The sequence below is a fragment of the Actinoplanes sp. NPDC026670 genome, from assembly GCF_040638175.1.
Taxonomy (GTDB): domain Bacteria; phylum Actinomycetota; class Actinomycetes; order Mycobacteriales; family Micromonosporaceae; genus Actinoplanes.
In genome coordinates this window covers 19,055-38,820 of the sequence record NZ_JBEZXU010000092.1, presented here as the reverse complement: position 1 = coordinate 38,820, position 19,766 = coordinate 19,055, and the positions used below count along the sequence as shown (strand labels likewise).

The following is a 19,766-nucleotide window of genomic DNA, read 5'->3' as shown; positions in this document are numbered from 1 at the left end:
CAGCGGTGGCTCCGACGACGTGTTCCTGCGCGACGCCGAGCAGGCGGTCCGGGTGGAGTTGCGCCGCACCACCGCCGCGTACCGGACCGCCCGGGCGGCGTTGCCGCAGGTCGCCGGCGTGCAGCCGGAACGGCCCGGCCACGCCACCGTCTACGTGATGGCCGCCGCTGACGAGTCGGTGCTGCTGTCGAGCGGCCCGGACGGTGCGCGGAGCGTGCGCTGTCCCGGTTTCGACGAGGGGATGCTGCGCCGGTACGTCCACGAGTCGGGGCTGACGGCGGGCCGGTTCGACACGCTCGACGAGTGCCTGGCCGTGCTGGGGCGGCACGTCGCCGGCCCGCTCGCCGGACTGCTGCACACGGCCGGCGCCACCCGGGTCACGCTCATCCCGGTCGGGTTGTTCTGTGCTCTTCCGCTGCATGCGGCGCCCTACCGGGACGGCCGGTGCCTGATCGACGACTTCGCGGTCGGTTATGCGCCGTCGCGGACCGTGCGTGACGCCGTCCAGCGGATCGCCGATCAGCGCACCGGGCGCGCGCGGCACGGTGTGGCGGTGGTCGATCCGGGCTCGGGGTTGCCGGCGGCCGGCTACGAGGCGCGGATGATGCTGGAACACACCGGTGTCGGGCCGCCGGTCACCGGGTCCACCGCCGAGGTGCTCGACGCGCTCACCGACGCCACCCACATCCACTTCGCCTGCCACGGTGTCTCCCTCGTCGACCGGCCGCTCCAGTCGCATCTGGTCCTGGGCGGCGGCGCCCGGCTGGCGCTGGTCGACCTGCTGGCCGCCGACCCGGCCCGGCGTCCGCACCGGGCCCGGCTGGTGGTCGCGTCGGCCTGCCAGACCGCGACCGTCGAGACCGCCCGCAACCCGGACGAGTACGTCGGGCTGCCCGCCGGGTTCCTCACCGCCGGTGTGCCGTGTTTCGTCGGCACCCTGTGGCCGGCCGGGGACCTGCCGTCGGCGCTGCTCACCACCCGGTTCTACGAGCTGCTGTTCGATGCCGGGCGGCCCGCCGACGAGGCGCTGGGCGGGGCGCAGCGGTGGCTTCGTGACCTCACCGGCGCGGATCTGGTGGCCTATCTCGACGATCATCCGGCTCTCGCGGAGGTGGCCGAGGGTGTGCGCCGGTTCGCCGTCCGCTTCCCGCAGCGGCGGTTCTACGCGCGGCCGGAGGTCTGGTCGCCCCATGTGCTGATCGGTGTGCCCATCCAGGAAGGACCCGCACAGTGACCTTTCGACTCCGTGACCGGGCGACCAGCCCGTACGTCGTCGCCGACGATCCGGCCGTCGCGGCGCCGGACCGGTGGACGGTGGTCGTCGACGCGCACGGCGAACCCGTCACCGTGCTGGCACCGATCGGGGCGGCGGACGGCGTACCCCAGGAGGTCGCTTTTGTTCTTGCCGGTGGTGACACTCCGGTGGCCGAGGTGCTGCGGCTGCTGGAACCCGACGACGTGGTGGTGCTGACCGAAGCCGGCGCGGTGACCGGGGTCTGGGCCGGCGACGGCCTGGCCGATGCGGTGATGGCCGGACCGTCCCGGTTCACCACCGACGTGCGGCTGCCGGGCGACATCCGGATTCCGGAGGTGCGGCGCCGATGCCGGTACGCGGAGGGCGGCGCTGTCTGCCACGAGCCGATGTCGTTCGTGGAGAAGCCGTCGGACCTGCCCGGCTGCGGCAACCCGCACGGGCTGGCCGCGCACCGGTTCGGGTGGTGATCCGTGTTCGGTAGCGTCTTCACCTCCGCCACCGGCCTGCTCGACCGCCGGTTCACTGTCAACGTGCTGCTGCCGGTGCTGGTGTGGGCCGGTGGCCTGACCGCGCTGGCCATCGGTGGCATCGGCTGGCCGGCCGCTCTCACCTGGTGGAAGGCCCGCGCCGGCGCCGAACAGGCGTGGCTCGCGGTGGCCGCGGTGGCGGGGGTGGTGCTGCTCGCCTACGTGGCCGCCGGGCAGACGATGGCGCTCACCCGGATCTGGGAGGGGTACTGGCCGCGCTGGCTGGCCCGGCCGGGTGTCGCGGTGCAGCGTCGGCGCTGGCAGCGGCTCGACCTGCGGACGCCCGGGGGTTACGCGCGCCGCTATCGCGAGTTCCCGGTCGACGAGCCGGACCTGCTCCCGACCCGGCTGGGCAACGTTCTGCGGGCCGCCGAAAGCTATCCGGGAGACCCTGAGCGGTACGGGCTGGACGCTGTCTTCTTCTGGCCGAGGCTGTACCTGGTGCTGCCTGCGGACGCCCGTGAGCAGGTCGACAGGTGTCGTGGGGCGCTCGACCGGGCGGTGCTGACGGCTGGGCTCGCGGTGCTGTTCCCGGTCGCGGCGGTTCCCGTCGTCGTCTGGTCGGGTGGGAGCTGGCGGCTGTGGCTGATCGGGGCCGGGGCGGCTGTGGTCGTCGCTGTCCTGGCGTACCGGTCGGCGGTCGATGGGGCGCTGGCTTTCGGGGAGATCCTGCGCGGCTGTTTCGACCTGCACCGGCTGACCCTGCTGGACCGGTTCGGTCTGGTCCGCCCGGAGACCCTGGAGGGGGAGCGGGCTCTGTGGATGGCGTTGCAGCAGCAGCTGTACCGCCGTGCCGCCGACGAGCCGGAGCTGTTGCGGTTGCGCCCGGCCCCCGATCAGTAGTAGCCGTTCATGATCTCGGTGGACCAGGCCGGCTGGTGGACGTCGCCGCGTGGGCCGAACTCCGCCATGTACGGCTTGATGTCCAGGATCGGTGTGCCGTCCACCGCGTCGAGGCCGCTGACGTGCAGGTCGAGGCCGTCGACGCGGTGCAGGCGGCAGCGGGAGACGCCGAGCAGGTTGGGCCGGTTCTTGCCGCGCTGGGCGAAGATGCCGACCAGCGGCCAGGCGGTGTTGCCGCGCGGATGCCGGGCGCCTGTCTCGATCTTGTCGGCGGGCACCCGGTCGAAGTGGAACACCACCTCGACGTGTGAGAACGCGTCCAGCCCGGCCAGCGCCTCCGGTCCGAACCGGTCGCCGTCGAGCCGGATCACCGCGGTCACGGCATCCCAGTCGTCGTCGAAGACCTGCTCGCGGCCACCGACCACATGAGCCACCGGTTCCAGCGTCACCATGACATGCCCCCGTTTCACATGTGGATCACCGGGACCCTATCAACGGGGCGCAGGCACCGGGCCGCGGTGATCGCGGCGACGGCCGCTCCCAGCACGAGGATCAGCCGGTAGTCGGCGACGGCCAGCAGCGATGCGCCGGTCGCCTGCCCGAGCGCGCCCGGCGCGAAGGTGAGCAGGGCCACGGTGCCGGAGACCCGGCCCAGGTATGCCGCCGGGATGTCGCTCTGCACCCGGGTGGCCACGGTGATCAGCACCCACGGCAGCGCGACCCCGATGATCAGGCTGGACACGGCGACCGCGGGCAGCGACGGCAGCGCCCGCAGCAGCAGCCCGGCGGCGAACGCGGCGGCGCTGACCCCGACGAACACGTGCGGCCGCAGCCGGCGTTGCAGTGGGCCGGCGAGCAGGCCACCAGCCACCGACCCGGCGCCCTGGACCGCCGACAGCACCCCGGCGAACGCGGGAGACCGGTGCAGCCCTTCGTCGACGATCGCGTAGATCGTGGTGCCGGTCAGCCCGCCGACGGCCATCGCGGCGGCCGCGCAGAAGACGATCCGGCGTAGTTCCGGGTGCTCCCACAGGCGGCGGCCGCCCTCGGCGATCCGCTCCCGCCACGGCACCGACTCCGCCTGGTGGGCGATCGTGCCGGGCCGCAGGAGCAGGCACAACGCGGCGGCGGCGAAGAACGTGAGCGCGTCCAGGGCGGCGATGCTCGCCCCGCCCAGCCAGGTGAACAGTCCGGCGCCGATCAGCGGGGCGGCCAGTTTCATGCCTTCGGACGCCGACATCCGCAGCCCGTTGACGTCGCCGAGCAGGTCGGCGGAGACGGCAGCCGGCAGGACCGCGGACTCGGCGGCGTCGGTGACCACGAAACTCACCCCGTAGGCGAACATCACCGCAAAGATCAACCACACGTCGGTACGGTCGTCGACCAGCAACAACAGCAGCAGGAGCAGCCCCATGACGGCGTGCGCCCCGACCATCACGGCCCGGCGGTCCGGCACCCGGTCGACGATCGCGCCGAGCACCGGACCGGCCAGGGTCGGCGACCACAGCAGGAAGCCCACCCAGGCGGCGAGACTGCTCGATCCGGTCAGCGACATCACCCAGATGCCGGCCGCCAGCATCATCGCGCTGGTGCCGAAGCTCGACACGAGCACGGCCGCCAGATAGGCCGTGGCGTTGCGGTTGCGGGCCACGCGGGTCAACCCTGCCACGGCACACTCCTCCTGAGTTGAGTTCAGGTGGCTCAGGTTATGGAGGAGCGTTTCAGCAGGTCAAGACGATACAGCAGGATATATGTCAATAATCTGTTGACGTCCTTGCGCGGTGTAATGCGGTTGGTTCATGATCGACTGTGGGTCAGGATGTGCCGGTGGACAGTTCGATCCGGGTTCGCCCGCACGTGGCGCGGGCGGTCGCGAACGCGCAGCACGTTCTTCTCGACTTCGACGGCGTGTGCTTCTCGATGCCGGACCGGCGCCCGCCGTGGGAGGTGCTCTACGCGCTGCCGCGGCGGCCCGCGGACTTCTACCGCATCCCGACGTACGGTGTGCCGTACCTGCTCGGTCATCTGGCCGCGCACGAGCCCGACCTGGCCGAGGCCGCGGAGCCGATCGCCTCGGCCCTCGAACTGGACGCGGCCCGCACCGCCCGGATGGCTCGCGGGCTGCCCGCGCTGCTGGACACCTGCGCTGCCCGGAGACTGGGGGCGTGGGTGGTCGGTGACCTCGCGGAGACGGCGATGCGGGCCGGGTTGCGGGCACACGGCCTGGAGCGGCGGGTCGTGGAGATCGCCGGGCGGCAGGGCCTGGACGGGGACACGCTCGGCGTGGTGAACGTGTCCCTGCGCGCCGCCCGGCTGCTGAACGTGGAGCCGGCCCGGTGCCTGCTGGTGAGCGGCCGGTCCAGTGTGCTGCGGGCCGCGACGTCGTCCGGTCTGGCCGTGCTCGGGGTACCCAGCGGCCACGACATCCGGAAGTGGCTCAGCCACGATGCCCCGGTGGTGACCAACCTGGAACGGCTCGGCCAGGCGCTGACCGCCCGCGGCGGGAAGGTGTAGCCCTACGGTTTCCGAACGATGGTGGCGCGGCCCGGCTGGGCGGTCGGCTGGAACACCGCGAGCGCGGCGCCGTCGGCGGTGGCCGCCACCCAGACGTGGCCGACGAAGGTCTGCTGCTCGTAGATCTGGCCCGGATCGAGTGTCGCGTACGCGGAGCGTTCGCCGTCGTAGCCGAGCCACGCGATGGTGATCTTCTGATCGGTCGTGTTGACGAACTGGATCTCCGTCGCCGGGCCGCCGTCGGTGGCCCGGAGGTCGGCCTCGGCGCTGCCGGGCAGGGCGGGGATCTCCGGCCGGGCGTCGGTCTCCGCAGCCGGTTTGCCGGCCGGCTTCTCCGCCGGCCACAACTGTCCGGCCAGCACGGCCGCGCCGAGGCCGAGCACGGCGGCAAGACCGATCACGATGCGCAGCAGACCGCGGTTGCGCCGGTCACCGTTTGCGGGCTCAGGGTTTCCTTCGGGCGACGGTACGAACGGAGCATGCGTCTCGGCCAGCGGGGGATCGTAGGGGTCCACCGGCGTGCTGAAGGGCTCTGATGTCACGCGACCACGGTAGTGGTGATCTTGTATGCGACGTGTCCGGGGTCGTCAGAATGGGAGCGCGACCATTTTCGGGGCGCATTCTAAGACCGCCGTCTCACAACCTCCCCGGCCTATTGAGAAACGCATTCCCCGCCTCCAAGAATCGGTTGTCCGATCTCATCGACAAGGGGAGACGCGTTGTCCTCGAGCACCCTCAAGAAGCGTGGCCGGATCGTCGTCGGCGCGGTGGCCGCCGCCGCGCTCACGTTCGCCGGAATCACGCTGGTCCCGTCGGCGAGCGCCGCCACCGTGTCGTTCCCGAAGGGCCCGGCCCCCAGCAACAGCAGCATCGAAGCGGTTCGAGGGCCGTTCGCCACCACCCAGACCAGCGTGTCGCGCCTGGCCGTCAGTGGTTTCGGTGGCGGCGACATCTACTACCCGACCGACACCAGCGCCGGCACGTTCGGCGCGGTGGTGATCGCCCCCGGCTACACCGCCTACAAGTCGAGCATGGCCTGGCTGGCTCCGCGGATCGCCTCGCAGGGCTTCGTGGTGTTCAACATCGACACCCTGACCACCGGCGACCAGCCGGACAGCCGTGGCCGTCAGCTGCTCGCCGCCGCCGACTACCTCACCGGCAGCAGCAGCGTGCGGACCCGGATCGATCCCACCCGGGTCGCCGTGGTCGGCCACTCGATGGGTGGTGGCGGCACCCTCGAAGCGTCCCGCAGCCGCCCGTCGTTGCAGGCCGCGATCCCGCTCACCCCGTGGAACCTGACCAAGTCGTGGAGCGGCAACACCGTCCCGACCCTGGTCGTCGGGGCCGACGGCGACACCGTGGCGCCGGTGGCAACCCACGCCGAGCCGTTCTACCAGAGCCTGCCGGCGAGTCCGGGCAAGGCGTACCTGGAACTGAACAACGCCACCCACTTCGCGCCGAACAGCGCCAACACCACGATCGCGAAGTACAGCATCGCCTGGCTCAAACTGTTCGTCGACAACGACACCCGCTACCAGCAGTTCGTCTGCCCCGGGCCGGGCGCCGGACTGGCCGTCGACGAGTACCGCAGCAGCTGCGCGAGCTTCCAGATCTGACCGGCCGCGGGCCCGGCGGCCGGCATCAGCCGGGGAGCAGGGCCCGCAACGCCGGTTCGGCCAGGTCGAAATCGAGCTCCGGGACACCCAGGACCGGGCTGTAGACGACCGACTCCATCAGCCGCACGTACAGGAACGCCCGCTGCCGCAGGTCCGCCGGATCCCCGGTGACCTGCGACTGCTCGAAGATCTCCAGCTGGGCGTCGATCGCCCGGTGATGCACCTCGGTGCCGGTGGTCAGCAGCACCCGGGCCGCGGTCTGCGGCTCCTCGGCCACGAACTGCCGCAGCTGCTGAGCCCCGGCCACCATCTCGGCGAACAACCGCGACACGGCGATCACCCGGTCCGCGCCGGCGCCGGTCGCCTCACTCGACGCCTCGGCCAGGAAGAGCCGCCCGATCGCCCAGAACACCTCGCCGAGCAGCGCGTCCCGGCTGCCGGCCATCCGGTAGAGCGTCGCCCGGCTGATCGCCATCTCCCCGGCCAGCAGTTCCATGTCGATCGTCGAATGCCTCAGGTAATGCATGGCCGCACCACGCAGGAGGACATCGGGATCGATGACGCGCCGAGGAGGCAAATCGAACTCCCTTTTGACCGGGAGGACGAATGCTATCCACGGCCGTGGGAACGGCCAAGCGGAATCGAAAACCGTTGGCCGAACCGCTTCCGGAACCGGCTATTCGGTCCGGCTATCCGGCATCGTCGGCCAGCGCGTCGAGCCGTTCCTGGATGGCTTTTTCCAGTGCCGCGGTGTCGGTCGCGTCGAACACCTGGACGTTCTCGGCCGCGGCGCCGCCACCGACGGTGAGGAACCGGATCTCGCGGTGCTCGCCCGCGCTCTTGGTGACCGCCTCGATCTGCGCCGGCCCGACCGCGAGGATCGCGCCGCAGCCGCCGCCGGTCATCGACGCCAGGTGAGCCGCCGCGTTGTCGGCCGTCTGCGGCCCGTTGACCTGGAGGTTCTGCACCCGGACCAGGCTCTTGACCGAGGCCGCCTGCATCGCCCGCCACACCGGGCCGGCCGGGTCGGCGGTGACGCCCTGCTCGTCGGTCAGCAGGCAGGCGGTGGCATCCAGGTACTCCCGCTGGCGCGGCGGCTCGGGCCACAGCGCCCACGTCAGCAGACCGGCGACGACCAGCACACCGGCGCCGGCGGTGATCAGGACGGATCGCCGGGAGGTCGGGACCCAGCGGGGGAGTTGCTTGGTGGACATCGGCGGAGATTAAGCGGGCGTGGTGCCCGAGAGCAACATCCGACGTGGTCACACGCGATGTATGCCACGGTGTGACGTATTGCACACTCTGGGATCACCTGGGATTTCATACTTGTGACCCCTCGGGGCCAGAACATCGAACTATTCAAGATCTTGTGAAGTCCGCTTCCCGTACCGCATGCTTCGCCGCACCTTGACACATGCTGTGAGAAACGGGGCTCACCATGCGGCGGCGGATTGCTGTCTTCACTGCGCTTGCTGTCGGAATGTCGCTGGGCATTCCGCCCGAGGTGATCCCTGAAGGCGGTGGCTGGCCGGTGTCCGGTCTGCTGTCGCCGCTGCGCCAGGCGCCCGGCTTCGCCGCCGTGGCCGGCCTGCCGAAACTCAACCCCGGCACCGGCGCGGACGACGGTGAGCACTACGTCGCCGCCGCCGAGACCCGGGCCGACGGGGGCGCCGGGAAGGCGCCCGGCCGCGGCACCGGCGTCGCCGACCCCGCGCTGCCGACCCAGCCCTCCGGCAAGTCCGGCACCACCGGGAAGAAGGGCGGCGACGCCGACAGCTTCGACCCGAAGACCAGCAAGCGGCGCGCCGACCGGTCGACCGCCACGTACGACGAGTTCCAGAACGCCGACGGCTCGTTCACCCGGCAGCTGTTCGACACCCGGATCAACTACAAGGCCGCCGACGGCACCTACCAGCCGATCGACACCAGCCTCAAGATGGTCGGGGACCGGCTGGAGGCCGGCGCCAACTCGATCGAGGTCACCCTCGGCGCCTCCGGCACCGACGAGCCGGGCACCGCGCCCGCGACGACCGCCCCGGCCGCCGGCAGCCTCCGGGTCGAGTCCGCCGACGAGGCCCTGGCGTCGGTGTCCACCCCCGCCGGGCAGACCATCGCCTACGACCTGGCCGGCGCGTCCGACGTCGCCGCCGACGTCTACGGCTCGAAGGCGACCTACGCCGACATCCTGCCGCTCACCGACCTGGAACTGGAGTCGACCAAGACCGGCCTCAAGGAGACCATCGTCCTGGAGTCGCCGGCCGCCGGGAACGAATGGGTGTTCCCGCTGAAGCTGGAGGGCCTGACCCCGAAGGCCAAGGCCGACGGCTCGATCGACCTGCTCGACGCCTCCGGCAAGGCCGCGATGCGGATCCCGCCGGGCTACATGGAGGACTCCAAGGTCGACCCGGCCTCCGGCGACACCGCCCAGTCCAGCGACGTCGACTACGAGCTGATCACCGTCGACGGCGGCCCGGCCCTCAAGGTCACCGCCGACAAGAAGTGGCTGGAAGACCCGGCCCGCCAGTACCCGGTCCGCGTCGACCCGTCGGTCAGCGCCGAGACCTGGAACACCGGTGACGTCTACGTCGACGACAGCACCAGCACCGTCGACCAGAACGACGAGGACCTGCCGGTCGGCACCTACGACGGCGGCACCACCCGGATGCGGTCGTTCATGCACTTCGACTCGTTCGACAACGACGGCCTGGTCGGCACCCAGATCAAGTCCGCGAAGCTGAAGCTGTACCACACCTGGTCGTACAACTGCACCAACCAGGAGCCGTTCTACGTCCGGCGCATCACCACCAACTGGACCGTTGCGTCGCTGGAGAACAACGGAAAGCTCGCCGACGGGCCGAAGTACTCCGCCCCGATCGGCACCGGCATCATCACCGACCACACCCCGGCCTGCAACAACACCGCCTCGAACCCGGCGGTCGGCACCTGGCGTTACGTGACGCTGAACCCGGCCACCTTCAACGGCTGGTCGCTGGGCACCATGTCGAACTTCGGCCTGGCCCTGACCGCGTCCGAGACCAACTCGGCGGCGTTCAAACGGTTCACCTCGCGCAACGAGTCGGCCTACATGCCGTCGCTGCAGATCGTCTACGACGACAACGAGGACCCGCAGGTCGACGAGATGTACCCCGGCTACGGCCAGGCCGCGACCACGCTGACGCCCACCCTGATCGCCGACGCGCACGACCCGGACAACTGGCCGTACGCGATGACCACCCAGTTCCGGATCTACCCCAAGACCGGCACCACCCCGCTGCTGACCTCGCCGGCCACCACCAAGAAGACCTACACCGTTCCGGCCGGCACCCTCAAGTGGGGCGAGACCTACTACTGGGACGTCCTGGTCAACGACGGCAAGGCCACCAACAGCGGCAGCGTGTTCAAACACCTGCTGGTCACACCCGTGCCGCAGCCCGCCGCCACCGGCGCGCTGTCGCAGAACGCCGACAAGGGCTTCGACGCCGTCACCGGCAACTACACCACCTCCGCCCGGGACGCGATCGTCAACACCGCCGGCCCGGCGCTGGAGATCAACCGCCTGTACAACAGCGCCGACCCGCGTACCGACCAGGCGTTCGGCGCCGGATGGTCCAGCGTCGTCGACACCAAGGTCGTCGAGAAGTACGCCACCGTCGGCGGCAAGAGCGTCGTCAACACCGTCGTGGTCACCTACCCGACCGGCCGTGAGCTGGCCTTCGGGCACAACCTCGACACCGACACCGACCCGCTCAACGACACCTACGCCTCGCCGGCCGGCCGCACCTCCACGCTGACCGCGATCAACGTCGGCAGCGTCCCCGGTTACCGGCTGGCCGAGAAGGACGGCACCACCTACGAGTTCCTGCAACCGCTCGGCACCGGCAGGATCGGCCTGTCGACGATCAAGGACCTCGCCGGACGGGCGCAGACCTTCACCTACACCGACAACCTCGTCTCCACCATCACCTCCGGGTCCTCCAACCGGGCCCTGGACCTGTACTGGACGTCGACCACCCCGAAACGGGTCAACTACGTCGCCACCGACCCGACCGTCCCCGGCGACTGGGACACCGCCAACACCTGGTGGTACGACTACACCGACGGCCAGCTCACCAAGGTGTGCCCGCCCACCACCTGGGGCGACTGCCACACCTACCAGTACAACGCCTCCAACTCGCAGCACCCGGCCGCGGTCGCCAACGCCAAGGCGCTGTCGTACTGGCGGCTCAACGAGACCAGCGGCACCACCGCCGCGAGCACCGTCCTCGACAACGGCGGCCGCGACAACGGCACGTACACCGGCGTCACCCTCGGCCAGCCCGGCCCGCTGACCGGCTCCGGCTCGACCGCCGCCGCGTTCAACGGCACCAGCTCGCAGGTGTCGGTGCCGGTGAGCACCACCAGCGACACCTCGTACCAGTCGGTCAGCATGTGGTTCAAGACGTCCGGCGGCTCCGGCGTCCTCTACGGCCAGTCCTGGGACCCGATCACCGGCGCCAGCACCAACGCCGCGTACAACCCGACGCTCTACATCGGCACCGACGGACGCCTGATGGGCGGCTTCCCGAAGGCCACCAAGCCGGGCACCGCGCTCGGCAGCATCCAGTCGCAGAAACACGGCGGCTGCATCACCGCCCCGGACTTCGCGGCGCAGGAGTTCTACTCCGCCTACCTGGAGACCTGCGACAGCGGCGCCAACCAGCAGTGGACCTACACGGCCGCCTCCGAGCTGCGGGTCACCGTCGGCGGCGCGACCCGGTGCATGGCGCTCGACGACGCCAAGACCGGCAAAGGCGTCGACGTCGTCATCGAGAACTGCAACTCGCAGGACTACCAGAAGTGGGACCTCAACGGCGACGGCCAGCTCGTCAACATCTACGCCGGATCCTGCGTCCACTTCCCGGCCCGCGAAGGCGCCGGCACCGCCCATCCGATGTTCTTCTACGCCGTCGAGATCTGGCCGTGCGACAAGAAGCTCCGCGCTGAGCAGGGCTTCTTCCCCCGCAACGGGCAGCTGCCACTGGAGACCCCGGCGACCGTGTCCGACGGCAACTGGCACCACGTCGTGCTGTCCGCCGGCGGCAACAAGCAGGAGCTGTACCTCGACGGCAACCAGGTCGACTACGAGACCGGCGTCACCCTTCAGGACCTGACCGCCGCCAAGTCGTACATCGGCGCCGGCTTCCTCGGCGGCGGCCGGCCCAACCAGCCGCACGGCAAAGCACAGAGCGTCGCCGGCACCCGCGACTACTTCACCGGCTCGATCGGCGAGGTCGCGCTCTGGGACGTCGCGATGGACCTCGCCACCGTCAAGGAGCTGAGGGCCGCCGGCCTGGCCGCCACCAAACCGATGACCAAGGCGCTGCGCCCGTCCGGCGAGGTGAGCGCGACCGTCTCGTACGACACCGCCAGCGGCCGGGTCGCCCAGGTGATCGACGGCAACGGCTCGACCTGGCTGCCGAAGGCCCCGACCATCACCGGCACCAGCAAGGTCTACGAGAGCGCCGTCCTCGGCGGCGCGCCGACCAACTACTGGCGGATGGCCGAGAGCGCCGGCCGCGCCGACGCGGTCAACGAGGTCAACGGCAGCACCGCCACCTACAACTCGGTCGGCCTCGGCGCCGAGATCAGCCCGCTCGGCAGCGGCGCCGGCAAGGCCGCCACCTTCAACGGCACCAGCTCGTACGTCAAACTGCCGGCCGGGACCACGCCGAACAAGGCCAGCTCGGTGTCGATGTGGTTCAAGACCACCGACGCCCGCACCGTCCTGCTCGGTGAGGCCGACGCCTGGACCAGCACCGCCAACCAGGTCGCCCAGCCGACCATCTGGATCACCACCGACGGCAAGCTGCGCGCGCTGTCGCCGTCACGGACCACCACCGGCCCGCTGAACTCGATCGGCTCCGCGGGCAAGTGCATGGACGTGCCCGGCAGCAACAGCACCGACGGCACCAAGATCCAGCTGTACACCTGCAACGGCACCGCCGCGCAGAACTGGACGTTCGTCCCGACCGACGCGAGCACCACGCTCAACTCGACGTTCTACGTCAAGGCCTTCGGCAAGTGCCTCACGCCGTACGGCGGCAGCGGCAACAGCGGCACCCAGCTGACCCTGTGGACCTGCAACAACCACGAGTCGCAGAAGTGGTTCGCCGACGCCGGTGGCCTGACCAACAGCCTCGGCTGGACCACCTGCCTGGACAACCCGGGCAACTCCAAGACCAACGGCACCATCCTGCAGCTGTACACCTGCAACGCCAGCGCCGCCCAGATGTGGCTGCCGTCGCTGACCAGCAAGGCGAAGGTGAACGACGGCAAGTGGCACCACGTCGTCCTCGCCGCCGACGGATTCACCCAGACGCTGTACGTCGACGGTGTCAAGGCCCAGTCGTCGACCGGCACCGCCGAACTCGTCCCGGACCAGATCCCGACCCGCACGCTCGGCAGCGGCTACGCCAACGGCTGGATGAACAACTGGTTCTACGTCGACAACGACACGACCAGCTACTACACCGGCAGCCTGGCCGAGGTCGCGTTCTACGGCTCGGTGATCGACGAGGCCCAGGCGTCGTACCAGTTCAAGGCCCGGGACGCCGCCACCCTGGCCGCCGCCGGCCAGATCAACTACACCGTCCAGGGTCCCGGCACCGACGAGACCACGGTCGTCAACGACCTGATGTACGGCCGCAAGGTCGCCGACATCGACGCCCTGAAGAACACCACCCGGTACGGCTACAGCGGCAAGGGCTACCTGCGCTCGGTGACCGACCCGCTCGGCAACATGGTGATCAACGAACACGACGTCCGTGGCAACGTCGTGGCCGTCACCACCTGCCAGGACCGGTCGGCGAACCTGTGCTCCACCGCCTACACCTCCTACTATCCGGACGCCACGACCGAGAACCCGGCCGCCCACGCGTGGAACGACCGTCCCATCGCGTTGCGTGCCGCCGGGTCGGCGTCGGCCACCGACAACACCTACCTGACCACCTACGAGTACGACGCCAAGGGCAACCGGATCAGCGAGACCGACCCGCTGGGCCGTAAGACCCTGGTCTCCTACACCGACGGCGGGACCGCCGGCGGATACAACAACGGCAACGCGCCGCCCGGCCTGCCCTGGCGGGTGATCAAGCCCGGCGGCAGCATGCAGATCATCCGCTACCTGCCCAGCGGTGACGTCGCCGAGACGGTCGACCCGGCCGGGCAGATCATCCGGTACGAGTACGACGGCCTCGGCCGCGTCACCAAGGAAATCGAGATCCTCAACGCCACCACCGGCGCGATCGGATCGACCACCACCTACACCCACGACCGCCTCGACCGGGTCGTCACGGTCGCCGACACCCCGACCACCAACGCGGTCACCGGCGCCAAGCACTCCCCGCTGACGACCGTCGAGTACAACGCCGACGGCCTGGTCACCGCCGAGATCGTCACCGACCTCACCGGCGGCGACGCGCCACGACGGGTGTCCTACGAGTACGACACGTCCGGCCGCCGTGACGCCGAGATCGACCAGAACGGCAACCGCCTGGAGATCGGCTACGACGCGTACGGCCGGGTCAACCGCCAGAAGCACGCCGACGACAGCGTGGTGCGCACCGACTACGACGCCAACGGCAACGAGCTGCGGACCGTCGTGGAGGGCTGGACCGGCGACCCGAACGATCCGAAAGCCCCGGTCGACCTCGTCGTGCGCTCGCTGAAGTACGACGCGGCGGGCCGGCTGGCGTCGGAGACCGACTCCCTCAACGTCGAGACCGCCTACACCTACACCGACAACAACCTGCTGGTCTCGGTGACCCGCAAGGACACCACCGGCAAGTCGTTCGTGCTGGAACGCAACACCTACGACGCCACCGGCAACGCGGTCACCCAGGTCACCAACAACGGCCTGACCACCACCACCCGCCAGTACGACAAGGCCGGCCGCAGCACCACCGCGACCCTCGACCCGGCCGGCCTGAACCGCAGCACCGTCTACGAGTACTCGCCCGAGGACGAGATCGTCCGCACCACCGTCAAGCAGGGCGCCACCAACCTCGGCATCTCCGACTCGGTCTACGACCGGATGGGCCGGCTGCGCCAGCAGACCACCCACCTGTACGACGGCAACACGCCGACCGTGCGGTGGAAGCTCGACGAGACCGCCGGCACCTCCACCGCCGACGCCACCGGCAACAACCGGGGCGCCCTGAGCAGCGGCGTCACCTGGTCCACCGAGCGTGGCGGCTCCGCCTCGTTCAACGGCGCCGCCGCCGGGATCACCGGCCACCCGCCGGTCGACACTACCCGCCCGTACACCCTGGCGGTCTGGGCGAAGATCGCCGCCGAGGACACCGACCGGTACGTCGCGACGATCTCCGGCGACCTCGGCAGCTCCGCGATGAAGCTGTACTACGACGTCGAGACCGACTCGTGGCAGTACACGATGTCGGTCCGCAAGGCCGACGGCACCACCGTCTGGGTCGGCAGCGCCACCCCCAACGCGACGGCCACGTCGGCCTGGACCCACCTCGCGGTCACCGTCGATCCGGTCGCCCGCAAGGCCCAGCTGTACGTCAACGGCGTCGCCACCGGCGCAGCCGTCACCACCACGGAGAACTTCAACAACCGGGCGACCGCCCTGCGCCTGGGCGCGGAGTCGGCGTCCAGCGGCTACTTCTCCGGTCAGCTCGACGACCTGCAGGTCTACCAGGAAGCCCTGCCCGTCGCCACGATCAGCACGCTGATGAGCTCGACGACGTTCCCGTCCGCGGACGCCAAGGTCAGCCGGGTCACCTACGGCCTGACCGCGGACGGCTCGGTCACGTCGGCGACCGATGCGCGTGGCTCCACCGCGTACATGACGCTGGACGAGGTCGGCCGGGGCGTGCTGACCACCATGCCCGCAGTCAGCACGGTCACCGGCGAGGGCGCACCGGTCAGTTCCGTCTCCACCAGCCGGACCGGTTTCAACACGTTCGGTGAGGCCACCGAACAGCAGGATCCGAACGGCAACGTGACCGTCTCCCGGTACGACGGGCTCGGCCAGATCGTCGAGACCCTGCTGCCCGACTACACCGCGCCGGGCTCCAGCACCCCGATCAAGGCCCGGACCACCGCCGAGTACGACGAGGTCGGCCAGATCCTGGCGACCACCGACCCGCTCGGCGCGCGGACCACGTACCTGTACGACCAGTTGGGCCGCAACGTCCGGGTCACCGCACCGGACGGTGGGGAGACCAGGTACGCCTACAACCTCGACGGCGACCTGCTCGAACACACCGACCCGAACGGCGCCACCGTCCGCGAGGAGTTCGACTACCTGGGCCGGACCCAGAAGTCCACCCAGATCGTCCGGGGCACGTCGGCGTCGGCCCAGCACGTCACCAACTATCAGTACGGCACCGACGGGTCCTACCCGTGGCCGACGAGTGTGGTGTCGCCGACCGGCGTCACCGCGACCATCAAGTACGACGTCGCCGGCGCGCAGACCGAGATCGCCGACAGCCTCGGCAACACCACCAAGACGACCTACGACGGTGTCGGCCGCCCGATCCGGACCACCTCCCCGGACGGCTCGTTCAGCAACACGGCGTACGACTTCGCCGGCCGGGCGATCCGGACGGCCGACTACGCGCCGGGCGGCACCACGGCCCTGCGGGTCCAGTCCGCTCACTACGACGTCGCCGGCAACACCGTCGGCGTGACCGACGCCCGGGGCACGTACAAGTACTTCGAGTACGACGCGGTCGGCCAGCTCACCATGCAACGGGAGCCGATCAGCTCGTCGGACGCGATCGTGACCAGGTTCGGCTACGACAAGGCCGGCAACCAGACCCGGTTCACCGACGGCCGGGGCAACAACTTCGTCACCACGTACAACTCGTGGAACCTGCCCGAGTCGCAGATCGAACCGGCGACGACGGCCACCCCGAGCCTCGCCGACCGCACCTTCACCACGTCGTACGACGCGGGCGGCCGGATGACCAGGCTCGACTCGCCGGGCGGGGTGTCGGTCACCTCCACCTACGACACCATGGGCCGGCTCACGAAGAGCGCCGGCACGGGCGCCCAGGTGGCGACCACGGACAAGACGTTCACCTACGACAAGGCCGGACGCCTGACCTCGTTCGGCGGGTCGGCCGGGGCGAACACCGTCGCCTACGACGACCGGGGCCTGATCACCTCGATCACGGGTGTCTCCGGGAACTCGGCCTACGAGTACAACGCCGACGGGTCGCTGACCAAGCGGGTCGACGGGGCCGGCACGACGACCTACCAGTACGACCCGCTGGGCCGTCCGGCGAGTGTGCAGAACACCACCGCCGGCGTGAACATGACGTACGGCTACAACAACCTGTCGCAGGTCGAGACGATCGCCTACGGCGGCAACACCCGCACGCTCAAGTACGACGCGCTGCGCCGGCTGTCCACCGACGAGCTGAAGACCTCGGCGGGCGCCAGCGTCGGCAAGATCGCCTACGAGTGGAACGCCAACGACAGCCTGACGAAGAAGACGACGACAGGCTTCAACGGGGCGTCGACGAACACGTACACCTACGACCTGGCCGACCGGATGGTCGGCTGGGACAACGGGATCACCCCGACGGTGTACGCCTATGACAAGTCCGGTAACCGGGTGCAGGCGGGCACCAAGACGTTCGCCTACGACCAGCGCAACCAGCTGACCTCGGACTCGGACGGCACCACCTACACCTACACCGCCCGCGGGACCCTGGCCTCCACGGTGCAGGGCGGGCAGACGGTGGAGACGACCACCGACGCGTTCAACCAGGTCGTCACGCAGGGTTCCAAGTCCGGTGGGCGCAGCACGTACAGCTATGACGGTCTGGGCCGGGTCATCCAGCCGAACCTGACCTACACCGGTGTCGGCAATGACGTGGCCGCCGACGGCAGCTCCGTCTATGTCCGTGACGTCGCCGACCAGCTGGTCGGGGTCTCCTCGTCGGCCGGTAACCGGTACGCGTGGACCGACGCCCACACCGACGTGGTCGGCGAGTTCACCGCCACCGGAGCGACGCTTACCGGGTCGGTGTCCTACGACCCGTGGGGCAAGGTGCTGGCTGCCGGTGGGATGACCGGCCGGTTGGGTTATCAGCAGGAGTGGACGGATCAGACGACCGGCAAGGTCAACATGTGGTCGCGCTGGTACGACCCGGAGACCGGCGCCTTCGACACACGTGACACCGCGAACAACAGCCCGACACCGACGTCCGGCTCGGCCAACCGGTTCGCGTACGCCGAAGGCGACCCGATGTCGAACACCGACACCACGGGCAACGCCGTCGACGGCAAGTGCGGCGAGTACGACTACGCCTGCGCGCTGAAGAAGTACCAGGCCGAGATGGCGCTCTACACCAAGCTGATGGAGCAGCGCGACCGCGACATCCAGGCCGCCGGGTCCGAGATCGCCCGCCAGGAGGCCGAGTACCAGCGTGCCGAGCGGGAGAGCAACATCCCGGTCGTCGACATCCTGATGCAGGTCGCCGGCGACATGATCCTCGGGATGATCGGCTACTACTCGATCGTCGGGTGCATCGCCGGCAGCCTGATGGACTGCGTCGACCTGGCGTTGAGCGTGCTCGGCCCGGCCAAGGTCTTCCAGCTCGGACGGTCGCTGTACCGGGCCCTCGACCGCGCGTTCGGCGCCTACCGCACGTGGAAGCGGATGGTCGAGATCGCCCGCTCGGCGATGCAGACGGCCCGCGGCCTGGTCACGCAGGCGCGCAAGCACCTGAGCGACCTGATGGGCAAGAAGATCCCCAAGCCCAAGCCGCCGAAGAAGAAGAAAAAGCCGCCGACAAAGAAGAAGAAGGCGGAGAAGCAGCGCAAGGACGCCAAGGCCGAGAAGAAGCCCGCCCCGTCGAAGCAGTCGAAGAAGCAGGAGCCTCGCAAGTCGCCGAAGAAGAGCGACAACGACAAGCCGAACAAGGGCGGCAAGGCCAAGAAGGACCCGAAGTCTCCGAAGTCGGGCAAGGACGACTCGTCCAAGAAGAAGAAAAAGAAGTCTGAGGACGAGGAGAACGAGGTCACCGACGAGCCGGAGACCTGCCCGGCCCACAGCTTCGACCCGGCGACCCGGGTGCTGATGGCAGACGGCACGACCCGCCCGATCTCCGAGGTCAACCTTGGTGACGAGGTCCAGGCCAAGGACCCGGTCACCGGTGAGGAAGGCGCGCGGCAGGTCACCCTGCTGCACTCCAACCGCGACCTCGAACTGACCGACGTGACCGTGTCGGACAAGCCACTGGTCACCGCTGGAAAGTCGGTGAACGAGGGCAAGGGCGACCGCAGCACCCGTGGCCCTACCAAGTCGTCGCTGCTGGAGACGACGGCACACCATCCCTTCTGGGACGCCACCACCGGCGAATGGGTCAACGCGGCCGACCTGGTTGCGGGTGAATCCACGCTGGTAGGCCCCGATGGTCAGATCCAGTACGTCACCGAGGTCCGGAACTACACCGGCTCAGAGGTGATGCGCGACCTCACCGTCGACGAACTTCACACCTATTACGTTCTTGCTGACGACGATCCCGTTCTTGTTCACAACTGCGGCAAGGGTGCGGTCGCCTACGAAGGCGCGGTCCAATGGGAGACGGACGAGTTCGGTCGCATGGCCCGCATGGATGCGGTTGTCATGAAGGACATGCTGAGCAAGGGCACCCATGCGAGGAAGAGTTTGCGGCCGCCAGGCTTCAAGGGCGGTCCGTACGACCAGGCGCGAGGGCACATGCTGGCCAGATGGCTGGGTGGGACGGGCGACGAGCTATACAATCTCTTCACCATCAACCACAGCAAGATCAATAATAAGTGGATGAAGGCCATTGAGCGTCAGGTCTACAAGGAGGTCAAGTCGGGCCGGGAGGAACGTGTGCAGTATCAGGTTTTCCTGCACTACGCGGATGACAGGGCGGTCGTGCCCTCACATATCGTTATCACGGCGCATGGAAAGAACGGATTCAGCGTGACTGACTACGCCTACAATCTCGCAGAAGGGCAGTAAAG

The 19,766-nt window shown here is 69.4% G+C and carries 11 protein-coding genes; 6 read left to right on the top strand and 5 right to left on the bottom strand.

Features of this window, described 5'->3' with window-relative positions:
* From AB0E94_RS47840 to AB0E94_RS47830, 3 genes are all read left to right on the top strand, one after another.
* A partial coding sequence (locus AB0E94_RS47840; protein ID WP_360341789.1) for a CHAT domain-containing protein occupies nt 1-1,234 on the top strand: 1,234 nt, incomplete at its 5' end.
* Nucleotides 1,231-1,722 carry a hypothetical protein gene (locus AB0E94_RS47835; protein WP_360341786.1) on the top strand — a complete coding sequence of 164 codons (492 nt, stop codon included), beginning with the start codon at nt 1,231-1,233 and terminating at the stop codon, nt 1,720-1,722. The genes AB0E94_RS47840 and AB0E94_RS47835, both read left to right, overlap by 4 nt.
* A 3-nt stretch (nt 1,723-1,725) precedes the next feature.
* Nucleotides 1,726-2,625 (top strand): hypothetical protein, encoded by a 900-nt coding sequence (locus AB0E94_RS47830; RefSeq protein ID WP_360341783.1) that lies wholly within the window; start codon nt 1,726-1,728, stop codon nt 2,623-2,625.
* Here the strand turns inward: AB0E94_RS47830 and AB0E94_RS47825 are convergent.
* Nucleotides 2,619-3,077: an SAM-dependent methyltransferase gene (locus AB0E94_RS47825; RefSeq protein ID WP_360341780.1), complete on the bottom strand. Its 459-nt coding sequence runs from the start codon at nt 3,075-3,077 to the stop codon at nt 2,619-2,621. The genes AB0E94_RS47830 and AB0E94_RS47825 overlap by 7 nt on opposite strands.
* 14 nt (nt 3,078-3,091) lie before the next feature.
* Nucleotides 3,092-4,294, bottom strand: a complete 1,203-nt coding sequence (locus AB0E94_RS47820; RefSeq protein WP_360341777.1) for an MFS transporter — start codon at nt 4,292-4,294, stop codon at nt 3,092-3,094.
* Nucleotides 4,295-4,452: 158 nt separating this feature from the next.
* Between AB0E94_RS47820 and AB0E94_RS47815 the strand changes: the two genes are divergently transcribed.
* Nucleotides 4,453-5,139, top strand: coding sequence for a hypothetical protein (locus AB0E94_RS47815; protein ID WP_360341774.1), 687 nt, complete (start codon nt 4,453-4,455; stop codon nt 5,137-5,139).
* Between the two features lie 2 nt (nt 5,140-5,141).
* On the opposite strand, the gene AB0E94_RS47810 is transcribed toward AB0E94_RS47815, so the two are convergent.
* Complete coding sequence (locus tag AB0E94_RS47810) at nt 5,142-5,681, bottom strand: hypothetical protein (RefSeq protein WP_360341771.1); 540 nt, start codon at nt 5,679-5,681, stop codon at nt 5,142-5,144.
* 210 nt (nt 5,682-5,891) lie between these two features.
* On the opposite strand from AB0E94_RS47810, the gene AB0E94_RS47805 reads away from it, so the two are divergent.
* Nucleotides 5,892-6,755 (top strand): alpha/beta hydrolase, encoded by an 864-nt coding sequence (locus tag AB0E94_RS47805; protein WP_360341792.1) that lies wholly within the window; start codon nt 5,892-5,894, stop codon nt 6,753-6,755.
* 25 nt (nt 6,756-6,780) lie between these two features.
* On the opposite strand, the gene AB0E94_RS47800 is transcribed toward AB0E94_RS47805, so the two are convergent.
* Nucleotides 6,781-7,281 carry a QsdR family transcriptional regulator gene (locus AB0E94_RS47800; protein WP_360341768.1) on the bottom strand — a complete coding sequence of 167 codons (501 nt, stop codon included), beginning with the start codon at nt 7,279-7,281 and terminating at the stop codon, nt 6,781-6,783.
* 163 nt (nt 7,282-7,444) lie between these two features.
* Nucleotides 7,445-7,969: a hypothetical protein gene (locus AB0E94_RS47795; protein WP_360341765.1), complete on the bottom strand. Its 525-nt coding sequence runs from the start codon at nt 7,967-7,969 to the stop codon at nt 7,445-7,447.
* Between the two features lie 266 nt (nt 7,970-8,235).
* Here AB0E94_RS47795 and AB0E94_RS47790 point away from each other — a divergent pair, with 266 nt between their 5' ends.
* A complete protein-coding gene (locus tag AB0E94_RS47790; RefSeq protein WP_360341762.1) occupies nt 8,236-19,764 on the top strand; it encodes a LamG-like jellyroll fold domain-containing protein in 11,529 nt (3,842 codons plus the stop codon).
* The last annotated feature ends 2 nt before the right edge of the window (nt 19,765-19,766 follow it).

What these genes read in the sequence shown, in the direction of transcription:
- AB0E94_RS47790 (WP_360341762.1), top strand. Translation starts at nt 8,236, where the DNA reads ATGTCGCTGGGCATTCCGCCCGAGGTGATCCCTGAAGGCGGTGGCTGG.
- AB0E94_RS47800 (WP_360341768.1), bottom strand. Translation starts at nt 7,281, where the DNA reads ATGCATTACCTGAGGCATTCGACGATCGACATGGAACTGCTGGCCGGG.
- AB0E94_RS47825 (WP_360341780.1), bottom strand. Translation starts at nt 3,077, where the DNA reads ATGGTGACGCTGGAACCGGTGGCTCATGTGGTCGGTGGCCGCGAGCAG.
- AB0E94_RS47795 (WP_360341765.1), bottom strand. Translation starts at nt 7,969, where the DNA reads ATGTCCACCAAGCAACTCCCCCGCTGGGTCCCGACCTCCCGGCGATCC.